General features: G+C 71.2%; 24 protein-coding genes and 1 pseudogene. 14 read left to right on the forward strand and 11 right to left on the reverse strand.

What is annotated here, in order from left to right; all coding sequences use genetic code 11:
- Window positions 1-8 precede the first annotated feature (8 nt).
- The 3 genes from O3W51_RS12680 to O3W51_RS12690 form a co-directional block, all read right to left on the reverse strand.
- Window positions 9-1,019, reverse strand: a complete 1,011-nt coding sequence (locus tag O3W51_RS12680; protein ID WP_138355580.1) for a sugar ABC transporter substrate-binding protein — start codon at window positions 1,017-1,019, stop codon at window positions 9-11.
- Window positions 1,020-1,114: 95 nt separating this feature from the next.
- Window positions 1,115-2,113: a sugar ABC transporter substrate-binding protein gene (locus O3W51_RS12685; protein WP_138355581.1), complete on the reverse strand. Its 999-nt coding sequence runs from the start codon at window positions 2,111-2,113 to the stop codon at window positions 1,115-1,117.
- A gap of 119 nt (window positions 2,114-2,232) precedes the next feature.
- Window positions 2,233-3,015, reverse strand: a complete 783-nt coding sequence (locus tag O3W51_RS12690) for a GntR family transcriptional regulator (protein ID WP_138355582.1) — start codon at window positions 3,013-3,015, stop codon at window positions 2,233-2,235.
- 158 nt (window positions 3,016-3,173) lie between these two features.
- Between O3W51_RS12690 and O3W51_RS12695 the strand changes: the two genes are divergently transcribed.
- The 8 genes from O3W51_RS12695 (at window position 3,174) to O3W51_RS12730 (ending at window position 12,108) form a co-directional block, all read left to right on the forward strand.
- Window positions 3,174-4,226: a Gfo/Idh/MocA family protein gene (locus tag O3W51_RS12695; protein ID WP_138355583.1), complete on the forward strand. Its 1,053-nt coding sequence runs from the start codon at window positions 3,174-3,176 to the stop codon at window positions 4,224-4,226.
- On the forward strand, window positions 4,223-5,071 hold the full coding sequence (locus O3W51_RS12700; protein WP_138355584.1) for a TIM barrel protein: 849 nt from the start codon (window positions 4,223-4,225) through the stop codon (window positions 5,069-5,071). The genes O3W51_RS12695 and O3W51_RS12700 overlap by 4 nt, the downstream gene beginning before the upstream one ends.
- On the forward strand, window positions 5,068-6,081 hold the full coding sequence (gene iolC / locus O3W51_RS12705) for a 5-dehydro-2-deoxygluconokinase (protein ID WP_198358619.1): 1,014 nt from the start codon (window positions 5,068-5,070) through the stop codon (window positions 6,079-6,081). The genes O3W51_RS12700 and iolC overlap by 4 nt, the downstream gene beginning before the upstream one ends.
- Complete coding sequence (locus O3W51_RS12710) at window positions 6,078-7,070, forward strand: Cgl0159 family (beta/alpha)8-fold protein (RefSeq protein WP_232485838.1); 993 nt, start codon at window positions 6,078-6,080, stop codon at window positions 7,068-7,070. The genes iolC and O3W51_RS12710 overlap by 4 nt, the downstream gene beginning before the upstream one ends.
- The gene (gene iolB / locus O3W51_RS12715; RefSeq protein WP_187145056.1) at window positions 7,067-7,984 is read left to right on the forward strand and encodes a 5-deoxy-glucuronate isomerase; all 918 of its coding nucleotides are present in this window, start codon (window positions 7,067-7,069) and stop codon (window positions 7,982-7,984) included. Before O3W51_RS12710 ends, iolB begins: the two co-directional genes overlap by 4 nt.
- Window positions 7,981-9,852, forward strand: a complete 1,872-nt coding sequence (iolD, locus tag O3W51_RS12720; RefSeq protein ID WP_138355586.1) for a 3D-(3,5/4)-trihydroxycyclohexane-1,2-dione acylhydrolase (decyclizing) — start codon at window positions 7,981-7,983, stop codon at window positions 9,850-9,852. The genes iolB and iolD overlap by 4 nt, the downstream gene beginning before the upstream one ends.
- Window positions 9,853-9,907: 55 nt before the next feature.
- A complete protein-coding gene (locus tag O3W51_RS12725) occupies window positions 9,908-10,693 on the forward strand; it encodes an arylamine N-acetyltransferase family protein (RefSeq protein ID WP_138355587.1) in 786 nt (261 codons plus the stop codon).
- Between the two features lie 245 nt (window positions 10,694-10,938).
- Window positions 10,939-12,108 (forward strand): amidohydrolase, encoded by a 1,170-nt coding sequence (locus tag O3W51_RS12730; RefSeq protein WP_138355588.1) that lies wholly within the window; start codon window positions 10,939-10,941, stop codon window positions 12,106-12,108.
- 39 nt (window positions 12,109-12,147) lie between these two features.
- Here O3W51_RS12730 and aroA read toward each other — a convergent pair whose 3' ends face one another.
- The 6 genes from aroA to O3W51_RS12760 form a co-directional block, all read right to left on the reverse strand.
- Entirely contained in the window at window positions 12,148-13,383 is a 1,236-nt protein-coding gene (aroA, locus tag O3W51_RS12735; protein ID WP_138355589.1) for a 3-phosphoshikimate 1-carboxyvinyltransferase, read from the reverse strand.
- Between the two features lie 119 nt (window positions 13,384-13,502).
- Window positions 13,503-14,681, reverse strand: coding sequence for a cytochrome P450 family protein (locus O3W51_RS12740; RefSeq protein ID WP_381588287.1), 1,179 nt, complete (start codon window positions 14,679-14,681; stop codon window positions 13,503-13,505).
- Window positions 14,682-14,842: 161 nt separating this feature from the next.
- A complete protein-coding gene (locus O3W51_RS12745; protein ID WP_138355591.1) occupies window positions 14,843-15,466 on the reverse strand; it encodes a bifunctional 4-hydroxy-2-oxoglutarate aldolase/2-dehydro-3-deoxy-phosphogluconate aldolase in 624 nt (207 codons plus the stop codon).
- 249 nt (window positions 15,467-15,715) lie between these two features.
- On the reverse strand, window positions 15,716-16,150 hold the full coding sequence (locus tag O3W51_RS12750; protein WP_198358618.1) for a ribonuclease domain-containing protein: 435 nt from the start codon (window positions 16,148-16,150) through the stop codon (window positions 15,716-15,718).
- A 154-nt stretch (window positions 16,151-16,304) separates the two neighbouring features.
- Window positions 16,305-17,114 (reverse strand): AIM24 family protein, encoded by an 810-nt coding sequence (locus O3W51_RS12755; protein WP_269285788.1) that lies wholly within the window; start codon window positions 17,112-17,114, stop codon window positions 16,305-16,307.
- A gap of 62 nt (window positions 17,115-17,176) precedes the next feature.
- Window positions 17,177-18,493, reverse strand: coding sequence for an ROK family transcriptional regulator (locus tag O3W51_RS12760; protein ID WP_138355594.1), 1,317 nt, complete (start codon window positions 18,491-18,493; stop codon window positions 17,177-17,179).
- Between the two features lie 241 nt (window positions 18,494-18,734).
- Between O3W51_RS12760 and O3W51_RS12765 the strand changes: the two genes are divergently transcribed.
- From O3W51_RS12765 to O3W51_RS12780, 4 genes and pseudogenes are all read left to right on the forward strand, one after another.
- Complete coding sequence (locus tag O3W51_RS12765; RefSeq protein ID WP_138355595.1) at window positions 18,735-20,057, forward strand: ABC transporter substrate-binding protein; 1,323 nt, start codon at window positions 18,735-18,737, stop codon at window positions 20,055-20,057.
- Window positions 20,058-20,062: 5 nt separating this feature from the next.
- Window positions 20,063-20,971 (forward strand): annotated as a pseudogene (locus tag O3W51_RS12770) (carbohydrate ABC transporter permease); the annotation flags it as partial.
- Window positions 20,964-21,833 carry a carbohydrate ABC transporter permease gene (locus O3W51_RS12775; protein WP_269285792.1) on the forward strand — a complete coding sequence of 290 codons (870 nt, stop codon included), beginning with the start codon at window positions 20,964-20,966 and terminating at the stop codon, window positions 21,831-21,833. The pseudogene O3W51_RS12770 and the gene O3W51_RS12775, both read left to right, overlap by 8 nt.
- A 20-nt stretch (window positions 21,834-21,853) precedes the next feature.
- A complete protein-coding gene (locus tag O3W51_RS12780; protein WP_269285857.1) occupies window positions 21,854-23,209 on the forward strand; it encodes a GH1 family beta-glucosidase in 1,356 nt (451 codons plus the stop codon).
- Window positions 23,210-23,381: 172 nt separating this feature from the next.
- On the opposite strand, the gene O3W51_RS12785 is transcribed toward O3W51_RS12780, so the two are convergent.
- Window positions 23,382-23,840 (reverse strand): ATP-binding protein, encoded by a 459-nt coding sequence (locus O3W51_RS12785; protein WP_138355598.1) that lies wholly within the window; start codon window positions 23,838-23,840, stop codon window positions 23,382-23,384.
- A 178-nt stretch (window positions 23,841-24,018) separates the two neighbouring features.
- Here O3W51_RS12785 and O3W51_RS12790 point away from each other — a divergent pair, with 178 nt between their 5' ends.
- Window positions 24,019-24,885: a helix-turn-helix domain-containing protein gene (locus O3W51_RS12790; protein WP_269285794.1), complete on the forward strand. Its 867-nt coding sequence runs from the start codon at window positions 24,019-24,021 to the stop codon at window positions 24,883-24,885.
- Window positions 24,882-25,103, forward strand: coding sequence for a DUF397 domain-containing protein (locus O3W51_RS12795; protein WP_138355600.1), 222 nt, complete (start codon window positions 24,882-24,884; stop codon window positions 25,101-25,103). The genes O3W51_RS12790 and O3W51_RS12795 overlap by 4 nt, the downstream gene beginning before the upstream one ends.
- A 614-nt stretch (window positions 25,104-25,717) precedes the next feature.
- On the opposite strand, the gene O3W51_RS12800 is transcribed toward O3W51_RS12795, so the two are convergent.
- Window positions 25,718-26,467 (reverse strand): DUF6159 family protein, encoded by a 750-nt coding sequence (locus O3W51_RS12800; RefSeq protein WP_138355601.1) that lies wholly within the window; start codon window positions 26,465-26,467, stop codon window positions 25,718-25,720.
- Window positions 26,468-26,617: the final 150 nt, after the last annotated feature.

Raw genomic sequence — 26,617 nt, forward strand, 5'->3', positions numbered from 1 at the left:
GGCCGGTGTCATCGCGTCCCCCGTTCGGTGTACTTCGCCAGCGCGGCGGCGTCCTTCTGCGTCAGGATCTGCGGGCCGGTGAGCACCGGCTTCCCGCCGCCCAGGACGTCTGCGTTGTAGCGGTAGAGCCAGAGCAGGTCCACGGCCTCGTAGCCCTGCAGATAGGGCTGCTGGTCGACGGCGAAGCCGATCGTGCCGGCGGCCAGCGCCGTGGCGACCTGTGCGTTGAGGTCGAAGGTGTCGACCTCGGCGGAGCTCGACGCCTGCTGCTTGGCCTTGACGGCGGTGGCCGCGAACGGCGCGCCAAGGGTGACGACCGCGTCGATGGACTTGTCGGCCTGGAGCTTGGCCTGGATCGTGGACTGCACGTCGGGCATGTTGGTGCCGTCGACGTTGAGGTTGTCCATCGTCCCGGCGAAGGTCTCCTTCGCCCCGGCGCAGCGGTCCTCGTGGCCGACGTTGCCCTGCTCATGCAGCACGCAGATGGCGTGCTTCTTCCCGCGCTTGTCCAGCTCGTCGCCGACGGCCTGGCCGGCGATCTTCTCGTCCTGGCCGATGTGGCTGAGTGCCCCGAAGGCCTTGGACTGGTCGGAGCCGGAGTTGATGGTGATGACGGGGATGCCGGCCTTCACCGCCTTGGCGACGACGTCCTTCATCGCGTCGGGCTTGGCGAGGGTGACCACCAGGCCGTCGACGTGCTGGTCGATGGCGGCCTGGACGAGCTGCGCCTGCTCGTTCGCCTGGTTGCTGCTGGAGTAGACGAACTTGATGTTGTCCTTGCGGGCGGCCTGCTTGGCACCGTTCTGGACGATGTCCCAGAAGGTGTCGCCGGCGCCCGAGTGGGTGACCATGGCCACCGTCCACTTGGGCGTGTCGACGCCCGAGCCGCCGCCCGCGGACTGCGCGGCCCGTTCCTCGGCGCGCTTGCCGCCCGTGCTGCTGCACCCCGCCAGTGAGGCCCCGAGCACCGCCGCCAGCAGTGCGCCGATCGCGCGCGTCCCCGTCTTAGCCATCGCCACGAAGCCTTGCCCTTCCCTGCGGATCCCGGTGCCGCCGGGGGCTCGATGATCAGCCCCGGCGGCCCAAGTATCTGTCAAGGGGAACGTGGCCGCTGTCATCGGGTACCGCGCTGGGTGTACTTCTCCAGCTGCGGCACGTCCTTGTCGGTGACGAGGGCGGGGCCGGTCAGCACCGGCCGGCCGCCGCCGATGACGTCGCCGTTGGTCTTGTAGAGCCACAGCTCGTCCACCGCGAGGTAGCCCTGGAGGTAGGGCTGCTGGTCGACGGCGAAGCCGACCTCCTTGCTCTTGAGCTGCTTGACCACGGCCGCGTTGAGGTCGAAGGTGTCGACCTCGACCTTGGCCTTGGTCTGCTGGACGGCCTGCACGGAGGTGGCGGCGAAGGGCGCGCCCAGGGTCAGGATGGCGTCGATGGACTTGTCCGCCTGGAGCTTGGAGGTGACGGAGGAGAGCACGTCGGGCATGTTCGTGCCGGTGACGTAGAGCTTCTGCATCGAGCCCTTGAAGGTCTTCGCGGCGCCGTCGCAGCGCTGTTCGAGAGAAACGTTTCCCTGCTCGTGGATGACGCACAGCGCCTTCTTCAGGCCCCGCTTGGTCATCTCGTCGCCGACCGCCTCGCCGGCCACCGCCTCGTCCTGGCCGATGTGGCTCAGCGCGCCGTAGGCGGCGGAGAACTGGGAGCCGGAGTTGATGCTGATGACGGGGATGCCGGCCTGGACGGCTTTCTGCAGCACCGCCTTGAGCGCGTCGGGCTTGGCCAGCGTCACGATGATCCCGTCGACCTTCTGGTCGATCGCGGTCTGGACGAGCTGGGCCTGCTCGTTCCCCTCCTTGTTGTTGGAGTAGAGGAACTTCACGTTGTCCTTCGCCGCGGCCTGCTTCGCGCCCTTCTGGACGATGTCCCAGAACGTGTCGCCCTCACCCGAATGGGTGACCATGGCGATGGTGAGTTGCGGGGTGCCCGCCCCGTTCACCGCGCTCGTGGCGTCCTTCTCCTCGGTCTTCTTGCCCCCGGAGCTGCTGCATCCGGCGGCGGCGAGCGATATCGCCAGGGCGAGTGCCGCCGCGGACAGAGCCGTACGCCTGCGTGCCATCGTGGGTCCGCCTTTTCCTCCGGCCGCCCGGGTCCGGTCCGGTGTACGGCACGGGGTGGTTTCTAATCGGGGCCGGGGTGCAGCGTCAAGACTTTGTACAGACATTCTTACGTTCGTGGCTAGGTACGGACCAGCAGCCGGAACTCGAACGCGTAGCGCGAAGCCCGGTAGATGTGCGATCCGAACTCCACCGCCCGCCCCTTGGCGTCGTACGTGGTGCGCTGCATCGTCAGCAGCGGCGCGCCCTCCGGCTCGGCCAGCAGCCGGCCCTCCTCCGCGGTCGCCGCCCGCGCGCCGACGGTCTGCTGGGCGCTGTGCAGCGTGATGCCCGCGCCGCGCATCAGCCGGTACAGGCCGGTGGCCTCGAGGTCGGCGGTGCTCAACGGCAGCAGATCGGGCGGCAGGTGGTTCGTCAGGTGCGCCATGGGCTCGCCGTGGGCCAGCCGCAGCCGCTCCACCACCACGACCTCGCTGCCCTCCGGCACCCCGAGCGCGGCCGCGGCCTGCGCGGAGGCGGGCGCGACGGAGTTGCGCAGCACCCGGGTGGCGGGACGCTGGCCCGCGGCGAGAAGGTCGTCGTAGAGGCTGCTCAACTCCAGCGGGCGCTTGACCTGGCTGTGCACCACCTGGGTGCCGACCCCGCGGCGGCGCACCATCAGCCCCTTGTCCACGAGGGACTGGATGGCCTGGCGCACAGTGGGCCGGGACAGACCGAGCCGGCCGGCCAGCTCGATCTCGTTCCCCAGCAGGCTGCCGGGGGCGAGCCCGCCGGTCTCGATGGCGCTCTCCAGTTGCTGGGCAAGCTGGAAGTACAGCGGGACCGGGCTCGAGCGGTCGACGCTGAGACGGAGCGGTGCGGGGTCGGGACTGGGCACGATGGGAGCGTATCGGCAGGTTGCCATGACGGGAAGTCCGTATGTCCGGACAAACTATTGACAGGCGGTGACGGCTCGCGGGAGGTTGGTCCCGCAGGGCACGCAAGCCGTATCAGCCGGAGGTGCCGAGTCCGTCGGGCGGCGGCCTCCGGAAGATCACCTTCCTGGAAGGGGCAGGGCCAGGTATGCGAATGGGACTTCTCGGGGCCGGTCGGATCGGGGCCTTCCACGCCGTAGCGCTACGGGCACACCCGGACGTCGGGGAACTGCTCGTCGCGGACGCCGACCCCGGCCGGGCCGCCGAGGTCGCCGCACGGACCGGCGCCACCGCCGCGGACTCGGTGGACGCCGTCTTCACCTCCGGGGTCGACGCGGTGGTGATCGCCTCCGCCACCGCGGCACACGCCACCCTCATCGAACGGGCCGCACGGGCGGGCCTGCCGGTCTTCTGCGAGAAGCCGATCGCCGTGGACCTGGCCGGCACCGTCGCCGCGCTGCGCTCGGTCGAAGCGGCCGGCACGACGCTGCAGATGGGCTTCCAGCGACGGTTCGACGCCGGATACCTGGCGGCGCGCGAGGCCGTACGGTCCGGCAGGCTCGGCCGGCTGCACACCGTGCGGGCCGTCACCTCCGACCCGGCCCCGCCGCCCGCCGACTACATCCCGCTCTCCGGCGGCCTGTACCGCGACTGCCTGATCCACGACTTCGACATCCTGCGCTGGGTCACCGGCCGCGAGATCCTGGAGGTGTACGCGACCGGCGCCAACGGCGGCGCGGACTTCTTCCGCACCGCGGGCGATGCCGACACCGCGGCGACCCTGCTCACCCTGGAGGGCGGAGTGCTCGCCACCGCCACCGCGACCCGCTACAACGGCGCCGGCTACGACGTCCGGATGGAGCTGGCCGGCACCGACGACCAGATCGCCGTGGGTGTCGACGCCCGCACCCCCGTCACCTCCGTCGAGCCCGGCGCCGCGAGCAGCGTCCCCGCCCCGTGGCCCGGCTTCCTGGAGCGCTTCGCCCCCGCCTACCGCGCCGAGCTGGACACCTTCGTCCGGGTGGCCCGCGGCGAGAGCGCCAACCCCTGCCCGGGACGCGAGGCGCTGCGCGCCCTGCTCGTCGCCGAGGCGTGCGAGGTGTCGCGGCGCGAGCGGCGGCCGGTCGCGGTCGCCGAGATCGCGGCCCGCGCCGAACTGCTCGCCGGCACCACGGCACGCACCGCGGAGGTGAGCGCATGAGGCTCGACCGGGTGGCCGCGGCGCCGATCTCCTGGGGCGTGTGCGAAGTGCCGGGCTGGGGGCACCAGTTGACGCCCGAGCGGGTACTGGACGAGATGGCGGCGCTCGGGCTGACCGCGACCGAGTTCGGACCCGACGGCTTCCTGCCGGGCCCGCTGCTCGCGGCGCGCGGGATGACGGCCGTCGGCGGCTTCGTCCCGGTCGTGCTGCACGATCCGGCGACCGATCCACTGCCGGAGGTGCGCACCGCGCTGGCCGCCTTCACCGCGGCGGGCGCCGGAACCCTGGTGCTCGCCGCCGCGACCGGGCAGGACGGCTACGACGCCCGCCCCGAGCTGGACACGCTCGGCTGGAAGACCCTGCTGGCCAATCTCGACCGGGTCGCGGCGCTCGCCGCGGCCGCCGGGATCACCGCCGCCCTGCATCCGCACGTCGGCACGATGGTGGAGGGCCCGGAGGACGTCGACCGGGTCCTGGAGGGCAGCTGGACCGGGCTGTGCCTGGACACCGGGCATCTGCTCGTCGGCGGCACCGACCCGGTGGCACTGGCCCGCCGGGCGGCCGGCCGGGTGGTCCACGTCCATCTCAAGGACGTGGACGAGGGCGCGGCGGCGGCCGTGCACGACGGGCGCACCTCCTACACCGAAGCCGTGGACCGTAATCTCTACCAGCCGCTGGGGCAGGGCGACATCGACCTCGCCGCCCTCATCGGCGCACTGGAGGACGCGGGGTACGCGGGCTGGTACGTCATGGAGCAGGACGCCGTGCTCACCGCGGAACCGCCGCCCGGCGGCGGCCCCGTCGACGACGTACGGGCCTCGCTGGACTGGCTGGCCGCGCTGTGACCGCCCCGGAGACCGCGCGGGCACCGGGCACCCCGTACGACGTGATCACCGTCGGCCGGGTGGGCGTGGACCTGTACCCCGAGCAGACCGGCGTCGGCCTCGCCGACGTCCGCACGTTCGCCAAGTACCTCGGCGGCACCGCGACCAACGTCGCGGTGGCCGCGGCGCGTTACGGCCTGCGGACCGCGGTCCTCACCGGTGTCGGGGACGATCCGTTCGGCGGGTACGTACGCGGCGCGCTGCGCGGCTTCGGGGTGGACGACGCGCTGGTGACCACGGTGCCGGGACTGCAGACGCCGGTCGTGTTCTGCGAGATCTTCCCGCCCGACGACTTCCCGCTCTACTTCTACCGGCGCCCCGTCGCCCCGGACCAGTGCCTGGAACCGGAACGGCTGGACCGCGCGGCGGTCCGCGACGCGCGGGTGCTGTGGATCACCGGCTCCGCGCTCGCCGTCGAGCCGACCCGCTCCACCCTCTTCGCCGCGCTGGAGGAACGGGCCGGCCGCGAGGTGTACTTCGACCTCGACTGGCGGCCCGGCTTCTGGGCCGACCCGGCCGAGGCGCCCGAACTGTACGCACGGGCCCTGCGGTACGCGACGGTCGCGGTCGGCAACCGCGAGGAGGCGCAGGTCGCGGTGGGCACCAGCGATCCGGACCGGGCCGCCGAACTGCTGCTGGACCGCGGGGTGCGCCTCGCCGTCGTCAAGCAGGGACCGGATGGAGTGCTGGCCCGCACCGCGACCGAGAGCGTCTCCTTCCCGCCGGTACCGGTCGAGGTGGTCAACGGCCTCGGCGCGGGTGACGCCTTCGGCGGCGCGCTGTGCGCCGGTCTGCTGGCCGGCCGGCCGCTGTCCCGTGTGATCAGCACCGCCAACGCGGCCGGCGCGCTGGTCGCCTCACGGCACGCCTGTGCCGACGCCATGCCGACCCTCTCCGAGGTGGAGGCTCTTCTCACGCGACAGGCGCGGCAAGCGGCCGTCGACGCCGAAACGAAGAGGTCCCGCGTATGACCGCGAAATCCCGCCCCGTACGGCCCTTCGCGCCCGTTCCCGAGGCCCAGACCCAGTCGTCCGCGGTCGACCGGCGCCCCGCGCCGCTCGCGTCCTCGGTCGACGAGATCACCCGGCTGCGGGCGTCCGCGCCGGACGCGATCCGGCTGGCCTGCGCGCAGCGCACGCCCTTCGACCCGTCCCGGCTCGCCCGCCCGCTGTTCGTGCTGGCCGCCGACCATCCCGCGCGCGGCGCCGTCGCGGCGGGCGGCGACCCGACGGCGATGGGCGACCGCCACGAGCTGCTGGCGCGGTGCGTCGAGGCGCTGGCGCGCCCCGGGGTGGACGGCTTCCTCGGCACGGCCGACCTGGTCGAGGACCTGATGCTGCTCGGCGCCCTCGACGGCAAGCTCGTCCTGGGGTCGATGAACCGCGGCGGGCTGCCCGGCGCGTCCTTCGAGCTCGACGACCGTTTCACCGGCTACGACGCACCCGGTATCGCGGCGGCCGGCCTCGACGGCGGCAAGGTGCTGCTGCGGATCGACCCGGAGGACCCCGGCACGGCCGACACGCTGGCCGGCTGCTCGCACGCGGTGCACACGCTCGCCGCGCGCCGGCTGCTGGCGCTCGTCGAACCGTTCCGTACCCACCGGGTGGCCGGGCGGGTCGTCAACATCCTGGAGCCCGACGCGCAGATCTACGTCAACAACATCGCCCAGGGCCTGGGCAGCACCTCCGCGTACACCTGGCTGAAGGTCCCGGTCGTCGACGAGATGGAGCGCATGATGGCCTCGACGACCCTGCCCACCCTGCTGCTCGGCGGCGAGGGCACCGGCGGTCCCGACGAGCGGTACGCGGCCTGGCAGAAGGCGCTGCGGATACCGCAGGTGCGCGGTCTGATCCTCGGCCGCACCATGCTCTTCCCGGACGACGGCGACGTGGCGAAGGCCATCGACACCGCCGTGTCGCTGGTCGACCGCAGCCCGTCCGCGCCGGAGAACGCCCGATGACGCCGGGCGGCGGGCCCACGCGGCTGGCCGGGCACGTACCGGCCGCGAGCGCCGCCCGCGACGGCTACGACCTGTGGGTGGACCCAGAGGGCGCCGGCTGGGGCTACAGCTCGCTGCGGGTGCTGACGCTGGCGCCCGGCGAAACGCGCACCCTCGACAGCGGTGACAGCGAGTGGATCGTGCTGCCGCTGGCGGGCGGCTGCTCGGTCGCCGTCGACGACGAGGTCTTCGAACTGCGCGGCAGGCCCGACGTGTTCAGCGGCGTCAGCGACTTCGCGTATGTGCCGCGGGACGCGCGCACGGTGCTCACCAGCCGGGCCGGCGGCCGCTTCGCGCTCACCGGGGCCCGCTGCGAGCGGCGGCTCGCTGCCCGTTACGGGCCCGCCTCCGGCGTGCCGGTGGAGCTGCGCGGCGCGGGCGGCGCGAGCCGTCAGGTCAACAACTTCGCGGCGGCCGGGGTCTTCGACTGCGACCGGCTCATCGCGGTCGAGGTGCTCACCCCCGGCGGCAACTGGTCGTCGTTCCCGCCGCACAAGCACGACGAGGCGAGCGCGACGGAGTCCGAGCTGGAGGAGATCTACTACTTCGAGCTGGCGGGCGGCCCGGGGGCGATGGGCTACCAGCGGGTCTACCCCTCCGGCGCCGGACGGACCGACGTGCTCGCCGAAGTGCGCGGCGGCGACGCCGTACTGATCCCCGACGGCTGGCACGGCCCGAGCATGGCCGTCCCCGGCTACGACATGTACTACCTGAACGTGATGGCCGGGCCCGGCGCCGACCGGGCCTGGCTGATCTGTGACGACCCCGCGCACGCCTGGGTACGCGGCAGCTGGGCCGCACAGTCCGTGGACCCGCGACTGCCGCTGTACACCGCACCTGTGGAGACCGCATCAGTGGAGGAACCGCGCCCATGACGACCACCGTCAGGCTCACCGTCGCCCAGGCCCTCGTCCGCTTCCTCACCGTCCAGCACACCGAACGGGACGGCGTATGCCGCCGGCTGATCGCCGGGACCTGGGGCATCTTCGGCCACGGCAACGTCGCCGGGGTCGGCCAGGCCCTGCTGCAGACCGGCCACGATGTCATGCCGTACTACCAGGGCCGCAACGAGCAGGCGATGGTGCACGCCTCGGTCGGCTTCGCCCGGATGAACAACCGGCTGTCCACGATGGCCTGCACCACCTCCATCGGGCCCGGCGCCACCAACCTCGTCACCGGTGCGGCCCTGGCCACCATCAACCGCGTGCCGGTACTGCTGCTTCCCGGCGACGTGTTCGCGACCCGCCCCGCCGATCCGGTGCTGCAGCAGCTGGAGGTGCCGTGGGCGTACGACATGTCCGTCAACGACACGCTGCGGCCGGTCTCCCGCTACTTCGACCGGATCTGGCGCCCGGAGATGCTCGCGCCCTCCCTGCTGCAGGCGATGCGCGTCCTGACCGATCCGGTGGACACCGGCGCGGTCACCCTGGCGCTGCCCCAGGACGTCCAGGCCGAGGCGTACGACTGGCCGGCCGAGCTGTTCGAGCAGCGGGTCTGGCACGTACGCCGTCCGCAGCCGGACGCGGCGGCGCTGGACGAGGCCGCGGAGCTGCTGCGGTCCGCCGAACGCCCGCTGATCGTGGCGGGCGGCGGTGTGATCGGCTCCGAGGCCACCGACGCGCTGCGCGAGTTCGCCGCGGCCACCGGAATCCCGGTGGCCGAGACCCAAGCGGGGAAGGGCTCGCTGCGCTTCGACCACCCGCAGGCGCTGGGCGGGATCGGCCACACCGGCACCGGGCCGGCCAACGCCGCCGCCCGCGAGGCCGATGTCGTCCTCGGCATCGGCACCCGCTGGACGGACTTCACCACCGCGTCGAACTCGCTGTTCGCCCACCCGGACGTGCGCTTCGTCAACCTGAACATCACCGCGTTCGACGCGCACAAGATGGCGGGCACCGCCCTGGTCGCCGACGCCCGGTCCGGTATCGAGGCGCTCACCGCCGCCCTGGCCGGCCACCGGGTGGACCTGTCCCGGCACGACCGGGGCGTCGCGGAGTGGCAGCGCGCCACCGACGCCGTCTTCCGGCCGGGCGGCGACGCGGGCGACAGCCTCCCCTCGCAGACCCAGGTGCTGGGCGCCCTGGCGGAGGTGCTCCAGGACCGCGACGTGGTCATCAACGCGGCCGGCTCGCTCCCCGGCGACCTGCACAAGTTCTGGCGGTCCCGCGACCCGAAGCAGTACCACGTCGAGTACGGCTACTCCTGCATGGGCTACGAGATCCCCGCCGCGATCGGGGTGAAGCTCGCCGCGCCCGACCGCGAGGTGTTCGCCCTCGTCGGCGACGGCACGTATCTGATGCTGCCCACCGAGATCGTCACCGCGGTCCAGGAGGGCGTCAACATCAACCTCGTGATCGTGCAGAACCACGGCTACGCCTCCATCGGCGGACTGTCGGACTCGGTCGGCGCCGAGCGCTACGGCACCGCCTACCGGTTCCGGGCCCCGGACGGCACGTTCACCGGCGATCCGCTCCCCGTCGACCTGGCCGCCAACGCCGCCAGCCTCGGCCTGGACGTCCTGACCGCCCGCACCGTCAAGGAGCTGCGCGAGGCGCTGGCCACGGCCCGCGCCTCGGACCGCGCGACGGCCGTGTACGTCGAGACCGGGCCGGGCACGGGCGGGGAACCGGCCTCCGGCGCCTGGTGGGACGTGGCCGTCGCCGAGGTCTCCGACCGGCCGGCCGCCCGCCGGGCCCGCGCGGAGTACGAGCGGGCGAAGCGCGGCCAGCGGCACCACCTGTGACCGGCCACCCGGGTTCCGTTTGGCGCCCGGAGGAACGCTGAGGGATAACTGCGTCATGGACGCATCACAGGCCGACGCCTACCTCTCGCGCATCGGGGCCGACCGCCCCGCAATACCCGACGCCGCCGCGCTGCGCGACCTGCAGCTTCGTCATCTGCTCACCGTGCCGTTCGAGAACCTCTCGATCCATCTCGGCGAGGAGATCGTGCTGACGCGGGAGGCGCTCCACGCCAAGGTCGTCGGGGCCCGGCGGGGCGGCTTCTGCTACGAACTCAACGGTCTGTTCGGTGCGCTGCTGACGGAGCTCGGGTACCCGGTGAGCCTGTTCGCCGCCCGGGTCTTCGACAAGGACGGGGTCCTCGGCCCGCCCTTCGACCATCTGGCGCTGCGCGTCGAGGCCTCCGGCTCCTGGCTGGTGGACGTCGGTTTCGGCCGGTTCACCCAGCACCCGATCCGGCTGGACAGCCGCGAGGACCAGTCGGACCCCAGCGGTGTCTTCCGTGTCGCCGACGCGCCGGACGGTGACGTCGACATCCTCAAGGACGGCGTAGCGGAGTACCGGCTGGAGCAACGCCCCCGCGAACTCGCCGACTTCGAACCGACCTGCTGGTGGCAGCGCACCTCCCCCGCGTCCCACTTCACCCGGTCGCTGGTCTGCTCGCTGCTCACGCCGACCGGCCGGATCACCCTCAGCGGCACCTCCCTCATCACCACCGAGGGCGACGAACGGCACGAACAGGACCTGGAGCAGGACGAACTGCTCGCCGTCTACCGCGACTCCTTCGGTGTCGTCCTCGACCGGCTCCCGGTCCAGCCGGCGGCGCCGGAAGAATCGAACTGACGGGTGGACGGTCACACCTTCGCGGGATATCCGCCGCCCGAATCACCCGGCGTACCGGCTCCCGCACGGCCCCCGCAGGTATCCGTCACCCCAACGGGCCTTCTCACCACGGGAGTTGTCGGGTGGGCGCACCGCACCCGGCGGCCCGCCCGGCTCGCATACGATGACGCCGTCGAGCAGCGGGCGTCCGCGCTACGACCTCCGTCACCGCTGGAAGACTCCGTCACCGCTGGAACTGGATAGTCATGAATCCCGACAGGTTCGACCGCCTGGTGCAGATCCGCCGCCACATCCACGCGCACCCGGAAACGGCGCGCAAGGAGTTCGGCACCACCGCCTTCATCGCCGAGCAGCTCACGGCCGCCGGTCTCGCGCCGCAGATCTTTCCCGGCGGCACCGGCCTGTACTGCGACATCGGTGACGGCCGCGGCCCGCTCGTGGCGCTGCGCGCCGACATCGACGCGCTGCCCGTCGCGGACGAGAAGGAGGTCCCGTACCGGTCCACCCAGCCCGGGACGTGTCACGCCTGCGGGCACGACGTGCACACCACGATCATGCTCGGGGTGGCACTGGGGCTCGCCCAGGCGCCCGAAGCGATCGAGGGGCGGGCCCGGTTCATCTTCCAGCCCGCGGAGGAGGCCGTACCCAGCGGCGCCCACGACGCCATCGCGGCCGGGGTGCTCAAGGACGTGGCGGTCATCTACGCCCTGCACTGCGATCCCGCGGGCGAGGTGGGCCGGGTCGGGATCCGCACCGGGCCGATCACCTCCAGCCTGACCGCCTTCGACATCCAGATCACCCAGCCGCCGGCCGGCACCGCGCCCGGAGCCCATCCCGCGGACCTGGTGATGGTGATGGCCAAGCTCATCACCGACCTCCCGACCGCCCTGCAGAACGCGCTGCCCCCAGGCGCCGCGATGGTCGCCTCGGCGGTGTTCGGGACGGTGAACAGCGTGCCCGGACCCGACGGCCGGCCGGAGCGCGTCACATCCCTGGGGACGGTGCGGTCGCTGAGCCGGGAGGCGTGGGCGGCGGTACCGGAACTGTTCGAGCGGCTGGCCTCCGCGATCGTCTCCCCGTACGGGGTGACGTTCAACGCCGACTTCAACCAGGTGGCGCCCGCGGTCACCAACGACCCGGACGCTATGCGGGTGTTCGACGCGGCGGTCACGTCGGCCCTCGAACCCGGTGCGCGCTACGAGACCCCGCAGAGCCTCGGCGGCGAGGACTTCGCCTGGTACCTGGAATCCGTGCCCGGCGGCCTGGCCCGGCTCGGGGTCCGGCCCCGCGGCCGGGCGACCGCCTACGACCTGCACAGCGGGCGGTTCGACGTCGACGAGGAGTGCATCGCCGTCGGCGTGAAGCTCATGCGCGAGACCCTGCGGCTGGCGCTCACCGAGTACAGCGCGCGTTGAGCCGCGGACCCTGACCGAGCCCTCGTCCCGGACGAGGACTCAGACGCCCCAGGTGCGGCGCTGCGCCGCGAACGCCTCGTGGAACTTGGGGAAGGTCTTCTTCACGCATCCCGGGTCGTCGAACGTGACACCCGGGGTGCGCAGCCCGGCGACGGCGAAGCTCATGGCGATGCGGTGGTCCCCGTGGCAGGTGATCTCGGTGGCGACGGGCGTGCCGGGGTGGATCTCGATCCAGTCGCGTCCGGTCTCGACCCGGATGCCCTGCCGGCGGAGGTTCTCCGCACACGCGTCCAGCCGGTCGCACTCCTTGACGCGGGTGTTGTAGACGTCCTCGATCCGCACCGGGCCGTCGGCGAACGGCGCGATGGCGGCGAGGGTCGGCATGGTGTCGGAGATGTCGCGCATGTTGACGGTGACCCCGGACAGCCGCCCGGTGCCGGTGACGGTGGTGGCGTCCGCTCCGGTCTCCACCTCCGCGCCCATCCGCCGCAGGATGTCGACGAAGCGCAGATCGCCCTGGAGCGCGTCCGCGCCCAGGCCGGGGACGGTCGCGGAGGCGCCGGTCAGCGCGGCGGCGGCGAAGAAGTAGCTCGCGGTGGAGGCGTCGGGCTCGATGTCGTAGTCGGTGGCGCGGTAGCCGCCGGGCGGAACGGTGAGGGTGTCGCCCTCCCGCAGCACCTCGACGCCGAAGCTCCGCATCATCGCCAGGGTGATCTCGACGTACGGGGCGGAGACGAGCCCGGTGACGCGGATCCGCAGACCCTCGGCCGTGAGCGGGGCGACGAGCAGCATCGCGGTGAGGAACTGGGACGACAGGCTCGCGTCGAGTTCGAGGTCGCCGCCCTTGATGCCGCGCGCGGTGACGGTGAGCGGCAGATGGCCCTCCGCTTCCTCGTGCCGCAGGTCGACGCCGAGCCGGCGCAGGGCGTCGGTGAGCGGGGCGACGGGGCGGCGGCGCATCTGGGCGGAGGCGTCGAAGCGGTACGTGCCGTGTCCCGCGGCGGCGAGCGCGGGCAGGAAACGGGCGGCGGTGGCCGCGTCACGGCAGTACACGTCCGCCTGCCCGACGGCGGGGCCGGCCGGCCGGCCCTCGATCCGCCACCGGTCCGGCTCCCGCTCGACCGCGTAGCCCAGCTTCGTCAGCCCCTCGGCGAAGCCGTCCGTGTCGTCGGAGAGCAGCGGCCGGCGGAGCGTGGTCGTGCCCTCGGCGGCGGCTGCCAGGAACAGCGCTCTGGCGGTGACCGACTTCGAACCCGGCACGGCGACAACGGACACTTCTGGGCCTCCCGATACGACTCGGACGCGCGTCAGCGGCGTTGCTGATGCCTTGATCGGGACCGATTCTAGGTCCGCGCACATCAGGTGACGGAACCGGTGGCGTTGCCGGGCAGCACCTAGTAGCGCACCGGCAGCCGGTGGACACCGCGGATCAGCATGCCGCGGCGCCAGGTCAGGGTGGCGGGGTCCGCGTCGAGCGCCAGGTCCGGGCAGCGTTCCAGCAGGGTGCGGATCGCGGTCCGGCCCTCGATACGGGCCAGCGGGGCGCCGAGGCAGTAGTGGATGCCGTGGCCGAACGCCAGATGGCCCTGGGCGGAGCGGTGGATGTCGAAGGTGTCGGGCTCCTCGAAGCGTTCCGGGTCGCGGTCCGCTGAGGCCAGCGCCACCAGGACCGGCTCGCCGCTCGGGATGACGGTGCCGCCGATGTCGACGGGCTGGGTGGTGAACCGCCAGGTGGAGGTCTCGACGGGCCCGTCGTAGCGCAGCATCTCCTCGATCGCGCCGTCCAGCAGCGAGGGGTCGGCGCGCAGCTCGGCGAGCTGGCCGGGGTGGCGGAGCAGTGCCAGTACCCCGTTGGAGATCAGGTTGACGGTCGTCTCGTGCCCGGCGACCAGGAGCAGGAAGGCCATCCCGACGAGTTCCTCGGCCGACAGCTGGTCGCCGTCCTCGTGCCGGGTGCGGATCAGGGCGCTCATCAGGTCGTCGGCGGGGGCACTGCACCGTTTGTCCTCGATGAGCTCCACCAGGTAGGCGCCCATGGCCTCCACCGCGGCGTTCTCCGCCTCGGCGCCGGCCTGCCCGACGATCACGTTGGACCAGCGCCGGAACGCTTCGCGGTCCAGCGACGGGACGCCGAGCAGTTCGCAGATGACGGTCATCGGGAGCGGGAAGGCGAGCGCGTCCACCAGGTCGGCGCGGCCGAGCGGCAGCATCTCGTCCAGCAGCTCGTCGGTGATCTCCTGGACCCGGGGCCGCAGCGCCTCGACACGGCGTGCGGTGAACTCCTTGGCCACCAGCTTCCGGAGCCGGGTGTGCTGCGGTGCGTCGGCCTCCAGCATGTTGGCGCTGATGGCGCCGGGTTCGGCGAGCGGGTCCAGGGTGCGCCAGCTCTTGCTGAACCGGGAGTCGGCGAGCGCCGAGCGCACCGCCTCATGGCCGACGACGAGCCACAGCTCGCCGTTGTCGACGGTGCGGACCCGATGGACCGGGCCCTGCTCCCGCAGCTTGGCGTAGATCGGGTACGGGTCGGCGGTGAACTCCTCGCCGTAGGCGGTCAGATCGATGATCTCGGACATGCCCATAACCTCCCCCTGGTCGGACGGGTTCGCCTTGCTCCGCACGGTAACCGGCCGTCGGCGGAGCGCGCCTCCCCCTCACGGAGGAGTACAGCGGGCAGGAGGTCAGGGGACCCGGGGGTCCGGTGGTCAGGGGACCCGGGGGTCCGGTGGTCAGGGGGTCAGCGGGCGTCCGCCAGGCGGGCCAGCAGCTCGGTCAGCCGCTTGGCGACGGTGTCGCGGTCGCCTTCGGTGAGCTCAGGTCCCATCCCGCAGGCGACGGCGCCCGCGGCGATCCAGTCCGGCGCGGTGTCGACCGTGATGCCGCCGGCGGGCAGCAGCGCGGCCTGCGGAAGGGCGGCGCGCACGTCCTTGATCCAGCCGGGGGCGTAGCCGGAGGCGGGGAAGAGCTTGAGCGCGTCCGCGCCGAGTTCCATGGCGCGGACCATCTCGGTGGGGGTCGCCACGCCGGGGAAGACCGGGACGCCGTAGCGGTGCCCGGTCCGTAGGACGCCCTCGTCCAGGCTCGGCGACACCAGGAAGCGGGCTCCGGCGTCGACGGCCATCCGGGCGGAGGTGGCGTCCAGTACGGTGCCCGCGCCGATGATCGCGTCATCGCCGACCTCGCGGACGAGGGTGGTCACCGCTTCGAGCGCGAAGGGTGTGGTGAGCGAGATCTCCAGTGTGGTCAGCCCGGCCGAGAGCAACGTGTCGGCCACCGCGGCGGCCTGGTCGTAGCTCTCGCTGCGGACGATGGCGAAAACCCGCTGGGCCAGCGCGGCCCGGGTGATCTCCCAGCGGTACACGGCGGATCGCCGTCCTTCCTCGGTGCTGTGGAACGGGGGCGGATCATCGTCTCCCTGGAACGCTATCGGGTGCCTCTGACACCGAGGCCTGCGGTTCGCGGGGATGTATCCGGTCCGTAACACGCGAAAGAGCGGGGCGGGCGCCGGAGGAAGGTCCGGCGCCCGCCCCGCTCACTGGGGTCGGAAGGCGGTGGGCAGAGGGATCGGCAGCTGCTCGGCAGGGCGCTCACCAGGCACCCGGAAGGATGCTCAGCAGCTGAAGTCGACCAGCTTGAACGACGCGTAGTGGTCGGCGGTGTAGTAGTCCTCGTCGACCGCTTGGCCGGTGATGATCCGGCGGGCGCCGCGGGTCGGCGACCCGGGCGTGACGACGGTGTACTCGTGGTAGTAGCCGCTGGTGTGACTGGGCAGCAGGTGTTCCTGGTTCCGGAACACGACGCCGTCCTGCGAGTACGGGAACGGCCCGCCCGCGTCGATGAGGTCGAGGGTGTGGTGGGCCTGCGACGGCAGCGCCGAATAGCAGATGCTGCCCACCGCGTTGACCGTCACCGTGGCGGACGAGCCGACGGCGGCGGAGGTGGGGGCGAGGGCGGCGGGAGAGGCGGCGACCGCCGGGCCGCCGACGAGGAGGGTGCCCGCGAGGACGGCGAGCGCGCCGATACGAGTGAGACGTGGGGTTCTCATGGACACCACCATGACGCGCGTAGACCTGGCCCCGTCAATGCCAACCACACACTGTTTTCCAGGAGTTAACCGGTCACGGAAGATGTGTGAGAACCGGCGCGGGCCCGGCACGATCGGCCCGGGTGACCGGCCGGCCGGCCCGTACGGACGCCGCTCAGCCCTGGTGGGTGGAGAACAGCCCGCCCGTCGGCCCCTGCTTGTCGCCGCCCTGAGCCTTCTTCAGCGCGTTGGCCAGACCCTCGATCGTCATCGACTGCAGGATGACGCGGCCGTTGCCCTCCAGGGTGGCCAGCGACAGCCCCTCGCCGCCGAAGACCGCGTTCATCAGCCCCTGCCGGTCGAGGCCGCCGATCCGCTGCACCCCGTACTCGATGCCCTCCTCGAAGGCGACGATGCAGCCGGTGTCGACCTCGATCCGGCCGCCGAAGTCCGCCGGGTTGAGGTCGATGAAGTTGCCCGCGCCCGCGATGATCACCGTGCCGTGCCCCGTGAACTTCTCCAGGATGAAGCCCTGGCCGCCGCTGCGGCCGGTCCGTCCGCCCTGGAAGGCGATACCGAAGTGGACGGTCGACTCGGCGGCCACGAAGGCGTCCTTCTCGGCGAACCAGGCCCGCGAACCGTCCAGCTCCAGGGCCCGCATCTCACCGGGCAGCACCCCGGCGAAGCCGACGGTGCCCTCGCCGCCGGACGCGGCGAAGTACTGGAAGGCGAGGCTCTCGCCCGCCAGCGCCCGCTGCCCCGCCTGCATGGCCGTGCCCATCGCCTGGCGCAGCATGCCGCTCATGCCGCCGGACGCGCCGCCGCCCGGCTGGACACCGCCAGGTCCCGACAGCCGGGTCTCCATGGTGACGTTCGACGTCTTGAACAGGAACTTCCCCGCCTCGCAGTACACCGTCTGACCTGGCTGAAGGGTGCATACGGTCATCTGCATGGCGGTGCCGACGATCTGCTGCTGCAGGGTCACAGCGGGGCTCCTTGGCGGGACGAGGTGCGACAAGGCGGGAGCATCCGATTGCTCCCGCTTTGTCAACGTACCTCCAGGCGGGCCTCCCGGACGGTTGGGCTCCGGTTCCAGGGCGCGCCGCCGGAGTCGAGCAGCCTGGCCAGCGGCAGGGTGGCCGCGCCGACCGTGACCGCGTCGGGGCCGAGCCGGCCCATCTCGATGGAGGTCTGGGCGCAGGGGTGGTGCAGCGCGTAGGCCACCGCCGCCTCGCGGACGGCCGGCAGCAGCCGGGGGCCGATCATGAGCCCGGCCCAGCCGCCGATCACGATGCGCTGGGGGTTGAAGAGATTGATCAGGTCGGCGATGCCCGCGCCCAGGTACTCGGCGGTCTCCGCCAGCAGCGCGGCCGCGGACGGGTCCTCGTCGGCGGCGGTCAGCAGGGCCGTGAGGCCCGCTTCCTCGCTCTGCCCCTCCGGGGCCCGGCCCCAGCGTTCCAGCAGCGCCTCGGCGCCGACATAGGCCTCCAGGCAGCCGCGGGCGCCGCACCGGCAGAGCCGGCCGCCCACCTGGAGGGTGGTGTGACCCCACTCCCCCGCGCTGCTGGTGGCCCCCCGGTACGGCTTGCCGTCGGCGACCACGCAGGCGCCGACGCCCGAGCCGAGCAGCGCGATGACGGCGCTGCTCGCGCCGCGTCCGGCGCCGAACCACATCTCGGCCTGGCCCAGCGTCTTGGCGCCGTTGTCGATGTAGAGCGGCAGGTCGGTGCCGGCCCGCAGCAGGCGGCCGAACGGGACCGCGTTCCAGCCGATGGTCTGGCCGTGCACGACGATGCCCTCGCCGCTGCCGAGGTCGATACCTGAGCCGCCCGAGCCGCCCTGGCCGCCGGAACCGCCCGAGCCGCCCTGGCCGTTGGCGCCGTCACCCTGCTCGACGATGCCGGGGACCCCGACGCCCACCCCGAGCACATCGCTCTCGGAGATGCCCGCGTCCCGGACGACGGCCGAGAGACCATCGAGAATCAGCCGTACGACGTGGTCGACGTCATGGCCGCTGTCCGACAGCGGCAGGTCCGCCGCGGCGAGTTCGGTGAGGGCGAGGTCGAACAGCTCGACCCGGACCCGGGTCTCCCCGACATCCACCCCCACGACGCAGCCGTAACCGGCGGCGACCCTGAGCAGGATCCGCGGCCGTCCGCCGTCGGAGTCGACGGAACCGGCCTCCTCGACCAGCCCGTCGGCGATCAGATCGCCGACGACGTTGCTGATCGATCCCGCGCTCAGCCCGGAGTCCCGTCCCAACTCCTGGCGACTGAGTGGTCCTTCGAAATACAGGTGGCGCAACAGCGCCGACCGGTTGCCGCGCCGCAGGTCACGCACGGTTCGTTTGCCTCGATCTGCCATTCGGTCCTCCTCCCCTGGCTCCCCGGCTGAAATCTATCGGTGCGCGAAGTCTTGACGCCACCTTTTCTCACAAGTTAAATCACGCCCTGAAATAAGACACGGCCCCTGTTCACTTCTTGAACTGATCCAGACCCGTTCCCGACCTGTTCCTGACGTCTTCCGGACCCGTTCCTGTCAGGTTCCGCACCAGTCCAGACCCGTTCCCGTTCCGTAGCGATCCCACCCCTGAGAGGGGACCGTCATGCGTACCTACCACCGGGCAGTCGCGGCCACCGCCATCGCCGCAGCGATGGCACTCACCGCTTCCGCCTGCGGCGGCGGCTCCAGCAGCAACGACAGCGGCGGCAACAGCAGCCCGAAGACCCTGACGTACTGGGCGAGCAACCAGGGCACCAGCCTGGAGAACGACAAGCAGGTGCTGGAGCCCGAGCTCAAGAAGTTCGAGCAGCAGACCGGGATCAAGGTCAAGCTGGAGGTCGTCCCCTGGTCCGACCTGCTCAACAGAATTCTGGCCGCGGCCACTTCGGGCCAGGGGCCCGACGTGCTGAACATCGGCAACACCTGGTCGGCGTCCCTCCAGGCCACCGGTGCGCTGCTCCCGTTCGACGCCACCACCTTCTCCAAGATCGGCGGCAAGGACCGCTTCGTCAGCGCCGCGCTCGCCGCCGCCGGCGCGCAGGGCAAGGACCCGGCCGCCGTGCCGCTGTACTCGCTGGCCTACGGGCTCTACTACAACAAGAAGATGTTCGCCGACGCGGGCATAGCCGCCCCGCCGACGACCTGGGACGAACTGGTCGCCGACGGCAAGAAGCTCACCAAGGACGGCAAGTACGGCCTCGCCGTCGAGGGCGGCAACGGCTCGGAGAACATCCACCACGCCTTCGTCCTCGCCAAGCAGCACGGCTCGGACTTCTTCGACGCCTCCGGCAAAGCCACCTTCGACACCCCGGAGAACGTCGCCGCCGTCAAGCAGTACATCGACTTCATCGGCAAGGACAAGATCGCAGCCCCCGGCAACGCCGAGTACGCCGCCAACCAGTCCCTCGCCGACTTCGCGACCGGCAAGGCCGGCATGCTGATGTGGCAGGCCGCCGCCTCCTCGCTGAAGTCCCACGGCATGAAGCCCGAAGACTACGGCGTGGCGCCGGTTCCGTTCCAGACCGCGGGCGCCACGGGTGCGCACGCCATCAACTCGATGGTCGCCGGCATCAACCTCGCGGTCTTCAAGAACACCAAGAACCTCGACGGCTCACTGAAGTTCGTCAACTTCATGACCAGCGCCGCCGAGCAGAAGACCCTCAACGCCACCTACGGCTCGCTGCCGCCGGTCAAGGACGCGCAGAGCGACCCGGCCTTCTCCACCCCCGACCTGAAGACGCTCGCCGAGGTGCTCGCCAAGAGCGCCGCCCCGCTGCCGCAGGTCCCCAATGAGAGCCAGTTCGAGACGCTCGTCGGCACCGCGATGAAGGAGCTCTTCGCGCAGGCCGCCTCAGGCAAGGACGTCACCACCGATTCCGTGAAGAACGCCCTCACCAAGGCCCAGCAGCAGATGCCGGCCTCGTGATCGCGCGACTGCGCCGGATCGGCCTGCCCTACCTCCTCCTGCTTCCCGCGCTGCTGCTCGAACTGCTGATCCACCTCATCCCGATGATCGTCGGTATCGTGATGAGCTTCAAACAGCTCACCCAGTTCTTCATCCGCGACTGGGGCGCCGCGCCCTGGGCCGGCCTGGACAACTACCGCGTAGCGGTGGACTTCGACGCCCCGGTCGGCCAGGCGCTGCTGCACTCGTTCTGGGTCACCCTCTGCTTCACCGTCCTCGCCGTGGGGCTCTCCTGGCTCCTCGGCACCGCGGCGGCGATCCTCATGCAGGACGCCTTCCGCGGCCGGGGATTCCTGCGGGCGATCTTCCTTGTCCCGTACGCGCTGCCGGTCTACGCGGCCGTCATCACCTGGTCGTTCATGTTCCAGCGCGATACGGGCCTGATCAACCATGTGATCCACGACCAGCTGCACCTCACCTCCGAGCGGTCGTTCTGGCTGATCGGCGACAACAGCTTCACCGCCCTCGTCACCGTCTCCGTCTGGCGCTCGTGGCCGTTCGCGTTCCTGTGCCTGATGGCAGGGCTGCAGAACATCCCGCGTGAGCTGTACGAGGCGGCGTCGATGGACGGCGCGGGCGTCTGGCAGCAGATCCGCCGGATCACCCTGCCGTCGCTGCGGCCGGTCAACCAGGTGCTGGTGCTGGTGCTCTTCCTGTGGACGTTCAACGACTTCAACACGCCCTACGTGCTGTTCGGCAGATCGGCGCCGGAGGCCGCCGACCTGATCTCCATCCACATCTACCAGTCGTCGTTCGTCACCTGGAACTTCGGCTCCGGCTCGGCCATGTCCGTCCTCCTGCTGCTGTTCCTGCTGGTCGTCACGGCCATCTATCTGCTCGTCACGTCACGCAGGAGGGATGCGGCCGATGCGTAAACCCCCTCCTCCCCCGTCCCCGATGGCGCAGCCGAAGTCCTTCATCTGGACCCGGAGGATCTTCCTCACCCTGCTCACGGTCTTCACGCTCGCCCCGGTGTACGTGATGCTCAGCTCCTCGCTGAAGCCGCTGCAGGACGTGCAGGGCTCCTTCCGGTGGATCCCGAGCGGCTTCACGTTCCGGCCGTACATCGGCATCTGGCACACGGTCCCGCTCGCCAAGTACTTCGTGAACTCGGTGATCGTCTCGGTCAGCGCGACCGTGGCCTCGGTGGCCGTGGCGATCTTCGCCGCCTACGCCGTCAGCCGCTACCGCTTCAAGGGCCGCAAGTTCTTCACCGTGACGGTGCTGTCCACCCAGATGTTCCCGGGCATCCTCTTCCTCCTCCCGCTCTTCCTGATCTTCGTCAACATCGGGAACGCGACGGGGATCGCCCTCTACGGCAGCCGCGGCGGCCTCATCCTCACCTATCTGACGTTCTCGCTCCCCTTCTCCATCTGGATGCTCGTCGGCTACTTCGACTCCATCCCGCGCGATCTCGACGAGGCCGCGATGGTGGACGGCTGCGGCCCGCTCGGCGCGCTGTTCCGCGTCGTCGTCCCGGCCGCGGTCCCCGGCATCGTCGCGGTGTCGGTGTACGCCTTCATGACGGCCTGGGGCGAGGTGCTCTTCGCGTCGGTCATGACGAACGACACCACCCGCACCCTCGCCGTCGGCCTGCAGGGATACGCCACCCAGACCGACGTGTACTGGAACCAGGTCATGGCCGCCTCACTCGTCGTGAGTGTGCCCGTGGTCGCCGGGTTCCTGCTGCTCCAGCGCTACTTGGTCGTCGGACTCACCGCCGGCGCCGTCAAGTGACCACCACCGAAAGGCTGCTCGTGAACGACCTCAGCGCTCTCCCCGCCGACTTCATCTGGGGTGCGGCGACCGCCGCCTACCAGATAGAAGGAGCGGTGGACGAGGACGGCCGGTCCCCCTCGATCTGGGACACCTTCTCCCACACCCCGGGCAAGGTGGCGGAGGGTGACACCGGCGACGTGGCCTGCGACCACTACCACCGGGTACCCGAGGACATCTCCCTCATGGGCGATCTCGGCCTGGACGCCTACCGGTTCTCCATCGCCTGGCCCCGTGTCATGCCGCAGGGCGGCGGGCCGGTCAACCCGGCCGGACTCGCCTTCTACGACCGGCTCACCGACTCCCTCCTCGAAGCGGGCATCACCCCCTTCCCGACGCTCTACCACTGGGACCTGCCACAGGCCCAGCAGGACCGGGGCGGCTGGCCGGAGCGGGAGACCGCGGAGCGGTTCGGCGAGTACGCGTCGGTGGTCGCCGAAGCCCTCGGCGACCGCATCCACGACTGGGCGACGCTCAACGAGCCGCTCTGCTCGTCCTGGATCGGCCACCTCGAGGGCAAGATGGCCCCCGGCCTCACCGACATCACGGCCGCGGTCCGCGCCTCGTACCACCTGCACCTGGGGCACGGCCTCGCCGTCCAGGCGATCCGCGCCGCCAACCCGAACGCCCGCATCGGCATCGTCAACAACCTCAGCCCCTGCGAGCCCGCCACCGACCGCGAGGCCGACCAGGCCGCCGCGATCCGCGCCGACGGCCACACCAACCGCTGGTGGCTCGACCCGATCCACGGCCGCGGCTACCCGCAGGACATGGTCGACCTGTACGGCGTCGACCTCCCGATCCGCAGCGGCGACCTCGACACCATCGCGGCCCCGCTCGACTGGCTCGGCGTCAACTACTACTTCCGCAACGTCATCGCCGACGACCCCACCGGCCTGCCGCCGCGCGCCAAGCAGGTCTACCTGCCGGGCGTCCGGCGCACGGCGATGGACTGGGAGGTCTACGGCGACGGCCTGGAGCAGCTGCTCGTCCGGGTCGCCGAGGAGTACGGGGCCGAGCGGATCTTCGTCACCGAGAACGCCTCCGCCTACCCCGACACCGTCGGCCCCGACGGCCAGGTCGACGACCCGGAGCGACAGGCCTACCTGGAGGAGCACCTGGCCGCCTGCGCGAGAGCGGTGCGCCGCGGCGCACCGCTGGCCGGCTACTTCGCGTGGTCGCTGCTGGACAACTTCGAGTGGGCCTACGGCTACGACAAGCGCTTCGGCCTGATCCACGTCGACTACCCGACGCAGAAGCGCACCATCAAGGGCAGCGGCCGCCGCTACGCCGACATCATCGCCGCCCACCACCGCCGCGCCCGCCGCGCGGCCTGACGGTTCGCTCGCACTTGTGCCCGGCATCCGTCCCGCACGGGGAGGACGGCTGCCGGGCACTCACCCCGCGGCGGGCAGACGGCGGCTGCCAGGCCCTCACACGGCGGCGGGCAGACGGCGGCTTCCAGGCCCTCACCCCGCGAGCGGGATGAGGGCGGAGCCGGGCACTCACTCACCCCGCCGCGAGCTCCAGCCGGCAGCGGACCTGCTTCCCGACCGGCGACCGCGCCACCCGCCACCCCGACGTGAGCAGATCCACGAGCGCCAGCCCCCGCCCGGACTCGGCGTCGGCGTCATCCATCGCCACCGCGCGCCGGCGCGGAATCCGCGCCGGATCCGGATCGTGCACCCCTAACACCACCACCGTCCGCCCGACGGACAGCTCCACCACCAGCGGCACCCACTCCCCGCACGCCCGAACCGAGTTCCCGACCAGCTCGGACAGCACGAGCTGCGCGCTCTCGGCCGTCTCGGTGTCAACGCCCGCCGAGGCGAGGGTCTTACGGGTCAGCTCCCGGACGGCGCGCAGGTTGTCGCCGGAAGCGACGAGGTGGACGACGAAGCCGTGCGGTCTGGTGCGGAGGTAAAAGCCGGGGGTTGGGGGTCCGTGCACTTCGGCCATGTCGTACATGGCACCTCCACAGGCAGCGTCGGATCATGTCGCGCCGTGCGCCGGGTCATCGACCCTGCGTGACGACTCTCCGATGGTGGCGCTTTTCTGATTCCATCGCAAGTTTTCTACCCGATATGAATGACGCTTCATCACTGACCGTTCTCTTCAACCCGGTTGCTGGTGTAGGACTGCGGCTATGCCCAACTCTCCGCTGATCCCGACCGTCCGGCGCCGCCGCCTCGGCGCAACCCTGAAGAGGCTGCGCAACGACGCCGGGCTGACGCTCGACGAAGCCGCCATCGCCATGGGGTGGAGGGGCCCGAAGATGTCGAAGATCGAGAACGCGGCACAGGCCATCCGGCCGGCCGAGGTCAGCTCACTGCTCCAGATCTACGGCGTCGGCGATCCTGAAGTGCACGCAGCGCTCGAGAACTTGGCAAAGGACGCGAGCAAGAAGGGGTGGTGGCAGACGTACAGCGGCATCGTTGCGCCCGCTTACGCCGACTACATCTCGCTGGAGTCCGACGCCGAGCAGATCTGCGAGTGGGCGCCTCTCGTGGTCCCCGGACTATTGCAGACGGCGGCCTACGCACGCGAGAACATCGCGGGCATCACCACGTCGCGAACCCCGGACGATATCGCGGCACTGGCCGAGGTCCGGCTGGCACGCCAGTCCGTGCTCACCCGGCCTGGCAATCCACTGGAGTTGTGGGTAATCATCCACGAGGCAGCCCTGCATCAACGGTTCGTGGTCCGTCCGGCGACGATGCGCGAGCAACTGCGCCGCCTACTCGACACAGCCGAAATGCCGAACGTGACCATCCAGTTGATGCCGCTGGACTGCAGCACCCATCCGGGTGTCGTGGGCGGATTCTCCATCGTCTCGTTCCCCGGTCCCATCCCGGACGTGGTCCTGCTGGAAAACCTGAGCGGAGCGGCATACGTTGAGGGCGATGAAGTTGTGCCCTTCACCAAAGCGTTCGAGCGGATCCGTGCGACAGCGCTGCCGGTGGAAGACTCACTCGCCCGTATCGCGCAGATGGAAGAAGGCCACAGAAAGTGAACGGACCCAAGGCGGAGCTGTACGCGCACGACCTCTCCGTCGCAGCCTGGCGCAAGTCCTCCGCCAGCGGAGCCGAGAACAACTGCGTGGAGATCGCAGATCTCCCCAACGGCGCCGTCGCCGTGCGCGACTCCAAGAACCCGGGGCGGGAGCCCCTCCGGTTCGACGCGGCCGAGTGGGCCGCGTTCCGCGCAGGGGTCATCGCCGGCGAGCTCTGATCCGGCCGGGCGGGTGCGTAGCTGAGGTCAGAGCGATGCGAAGCGCCCTTCTGCGGCGCTGCGCACCTTGACCGGGCGGAGGGGCGGCCCCGGCGCTGCGCGCCTGCCAGTGAAGCGGCCCGCTGCGCGGCCCGAGCCAAGCGATCCGGTCCGCTGCGCTCCCCGGGCGGGGTGGGGGTGGCATGTGGCCGGGGCGGCGCGGCTTTGTCGGGGAGGCCCCGGAAGGCGAGCACCGCGTGCTTCGGATCAGCTTGCGTGGCCGGACTGCCGCTATACCGGCGTTTGACCGTCCTTAGTGATCCGGGCCAGCCAAAACACCGCCTCATAGGACCCGCAGGACATCCCCCGTCACACCAGCACCACCTCCGGCCGAGGACGGTGGGCCAAACCATCACCCGCAGAGCACCACGAGCTCAACCCGCTCCAGCCCCGCCAAGGGGAGCGCAGCGGACCGGGATCGCTTCGCGCGGGGCCGCGCAGCGGGCCGACCCGCTGGCAGGCGCGCAGCGCCGGGGCCTCCCTCCGCCCGGTCAAGGTGCGCAGCGCCGCAGACGCACCCCTTCGTACTGTCGGAACCTCGGCCACCCCACCACCCGCACCCCGGCGCTAAGGAATTACGCCGCAGCCGCCGCGTCCCGGTAGAGCATCGTGCGGAAGATCCCGGAGACCGTGGTGCCTACCAGCAGCGTGCAGAACAGCAGCAGGGCGGCGAACAGTCCGCCCGCGATGGCGAGCCCCATGCTGTTCGACTCCGCTGCGAGCATGAATGCCGCGAATCCGATGACCACCGAGAGAACCATGGGCAGCGCGATCCACAGCGAGCCGAACACCTGGCGGGAGAACGTCTCGCGCAGCATCCGCGCCGACCGGCGGGTGCTCTCGACGACCCCGAGGCCGTCGATCATCATGGCCGGCAGCGCCAGGTAGGTGGCGACGGCCCATCCGGCGCTGAAGAGTTCGCCCAGGATCCAGCCGACGACCGGGATCCGCTCCAGCTGTCGGATGAGCAGCAGAACCGTCGTGCTGAGCAGACTCCACGCCAGCAGCCGTCGCCAGTTCCGCACAGCTCGCCGATAGTTCGCGCCGATCCGGACCGGCTCTCCCCGCAGCACGTCATCGACCGCGCAGATCATCGCGGCGCTGCAGAGCGTGAGCACGAATCCCAGCAGGAGATAGCCGACGCCCACGTAGAGGACGTCGAAGGTGGACTCTGACGATTCGGCTCCGTCCAGAAGGAGCGTCAGCGCCGCCACGCCGCCGGCTATCATTATCAGCGCGGAACCGCTGAGCAGCGGAAACATCAGCAGGCGGCGGTTTCTTCGCAGTACCCCGAAGGACAGGCGAACGGGCTTGACGGTACTCACGAGAGGTCCCCCACGGATGGTCATACTTCGTCGACGCGGCACAGGTTATGTCAGTCGCCGAGGCCCGCTCGCCACCGACCGAATCGCCCGATACGCGGAACCGCCGACCGCCCCCGGCCGATGCTCGGCTGGGGGCGGTCAACGTACGTA

Source organism: Streptomyces sp. H39-C1, assembly GCF_027158125.1.
GTDB lineage: Bacteria > Actinomycetota > Actinomycetes > Streptomycetales > Streptomycetaceae > Actinacidiphila > Actinacidiphila fildesensis.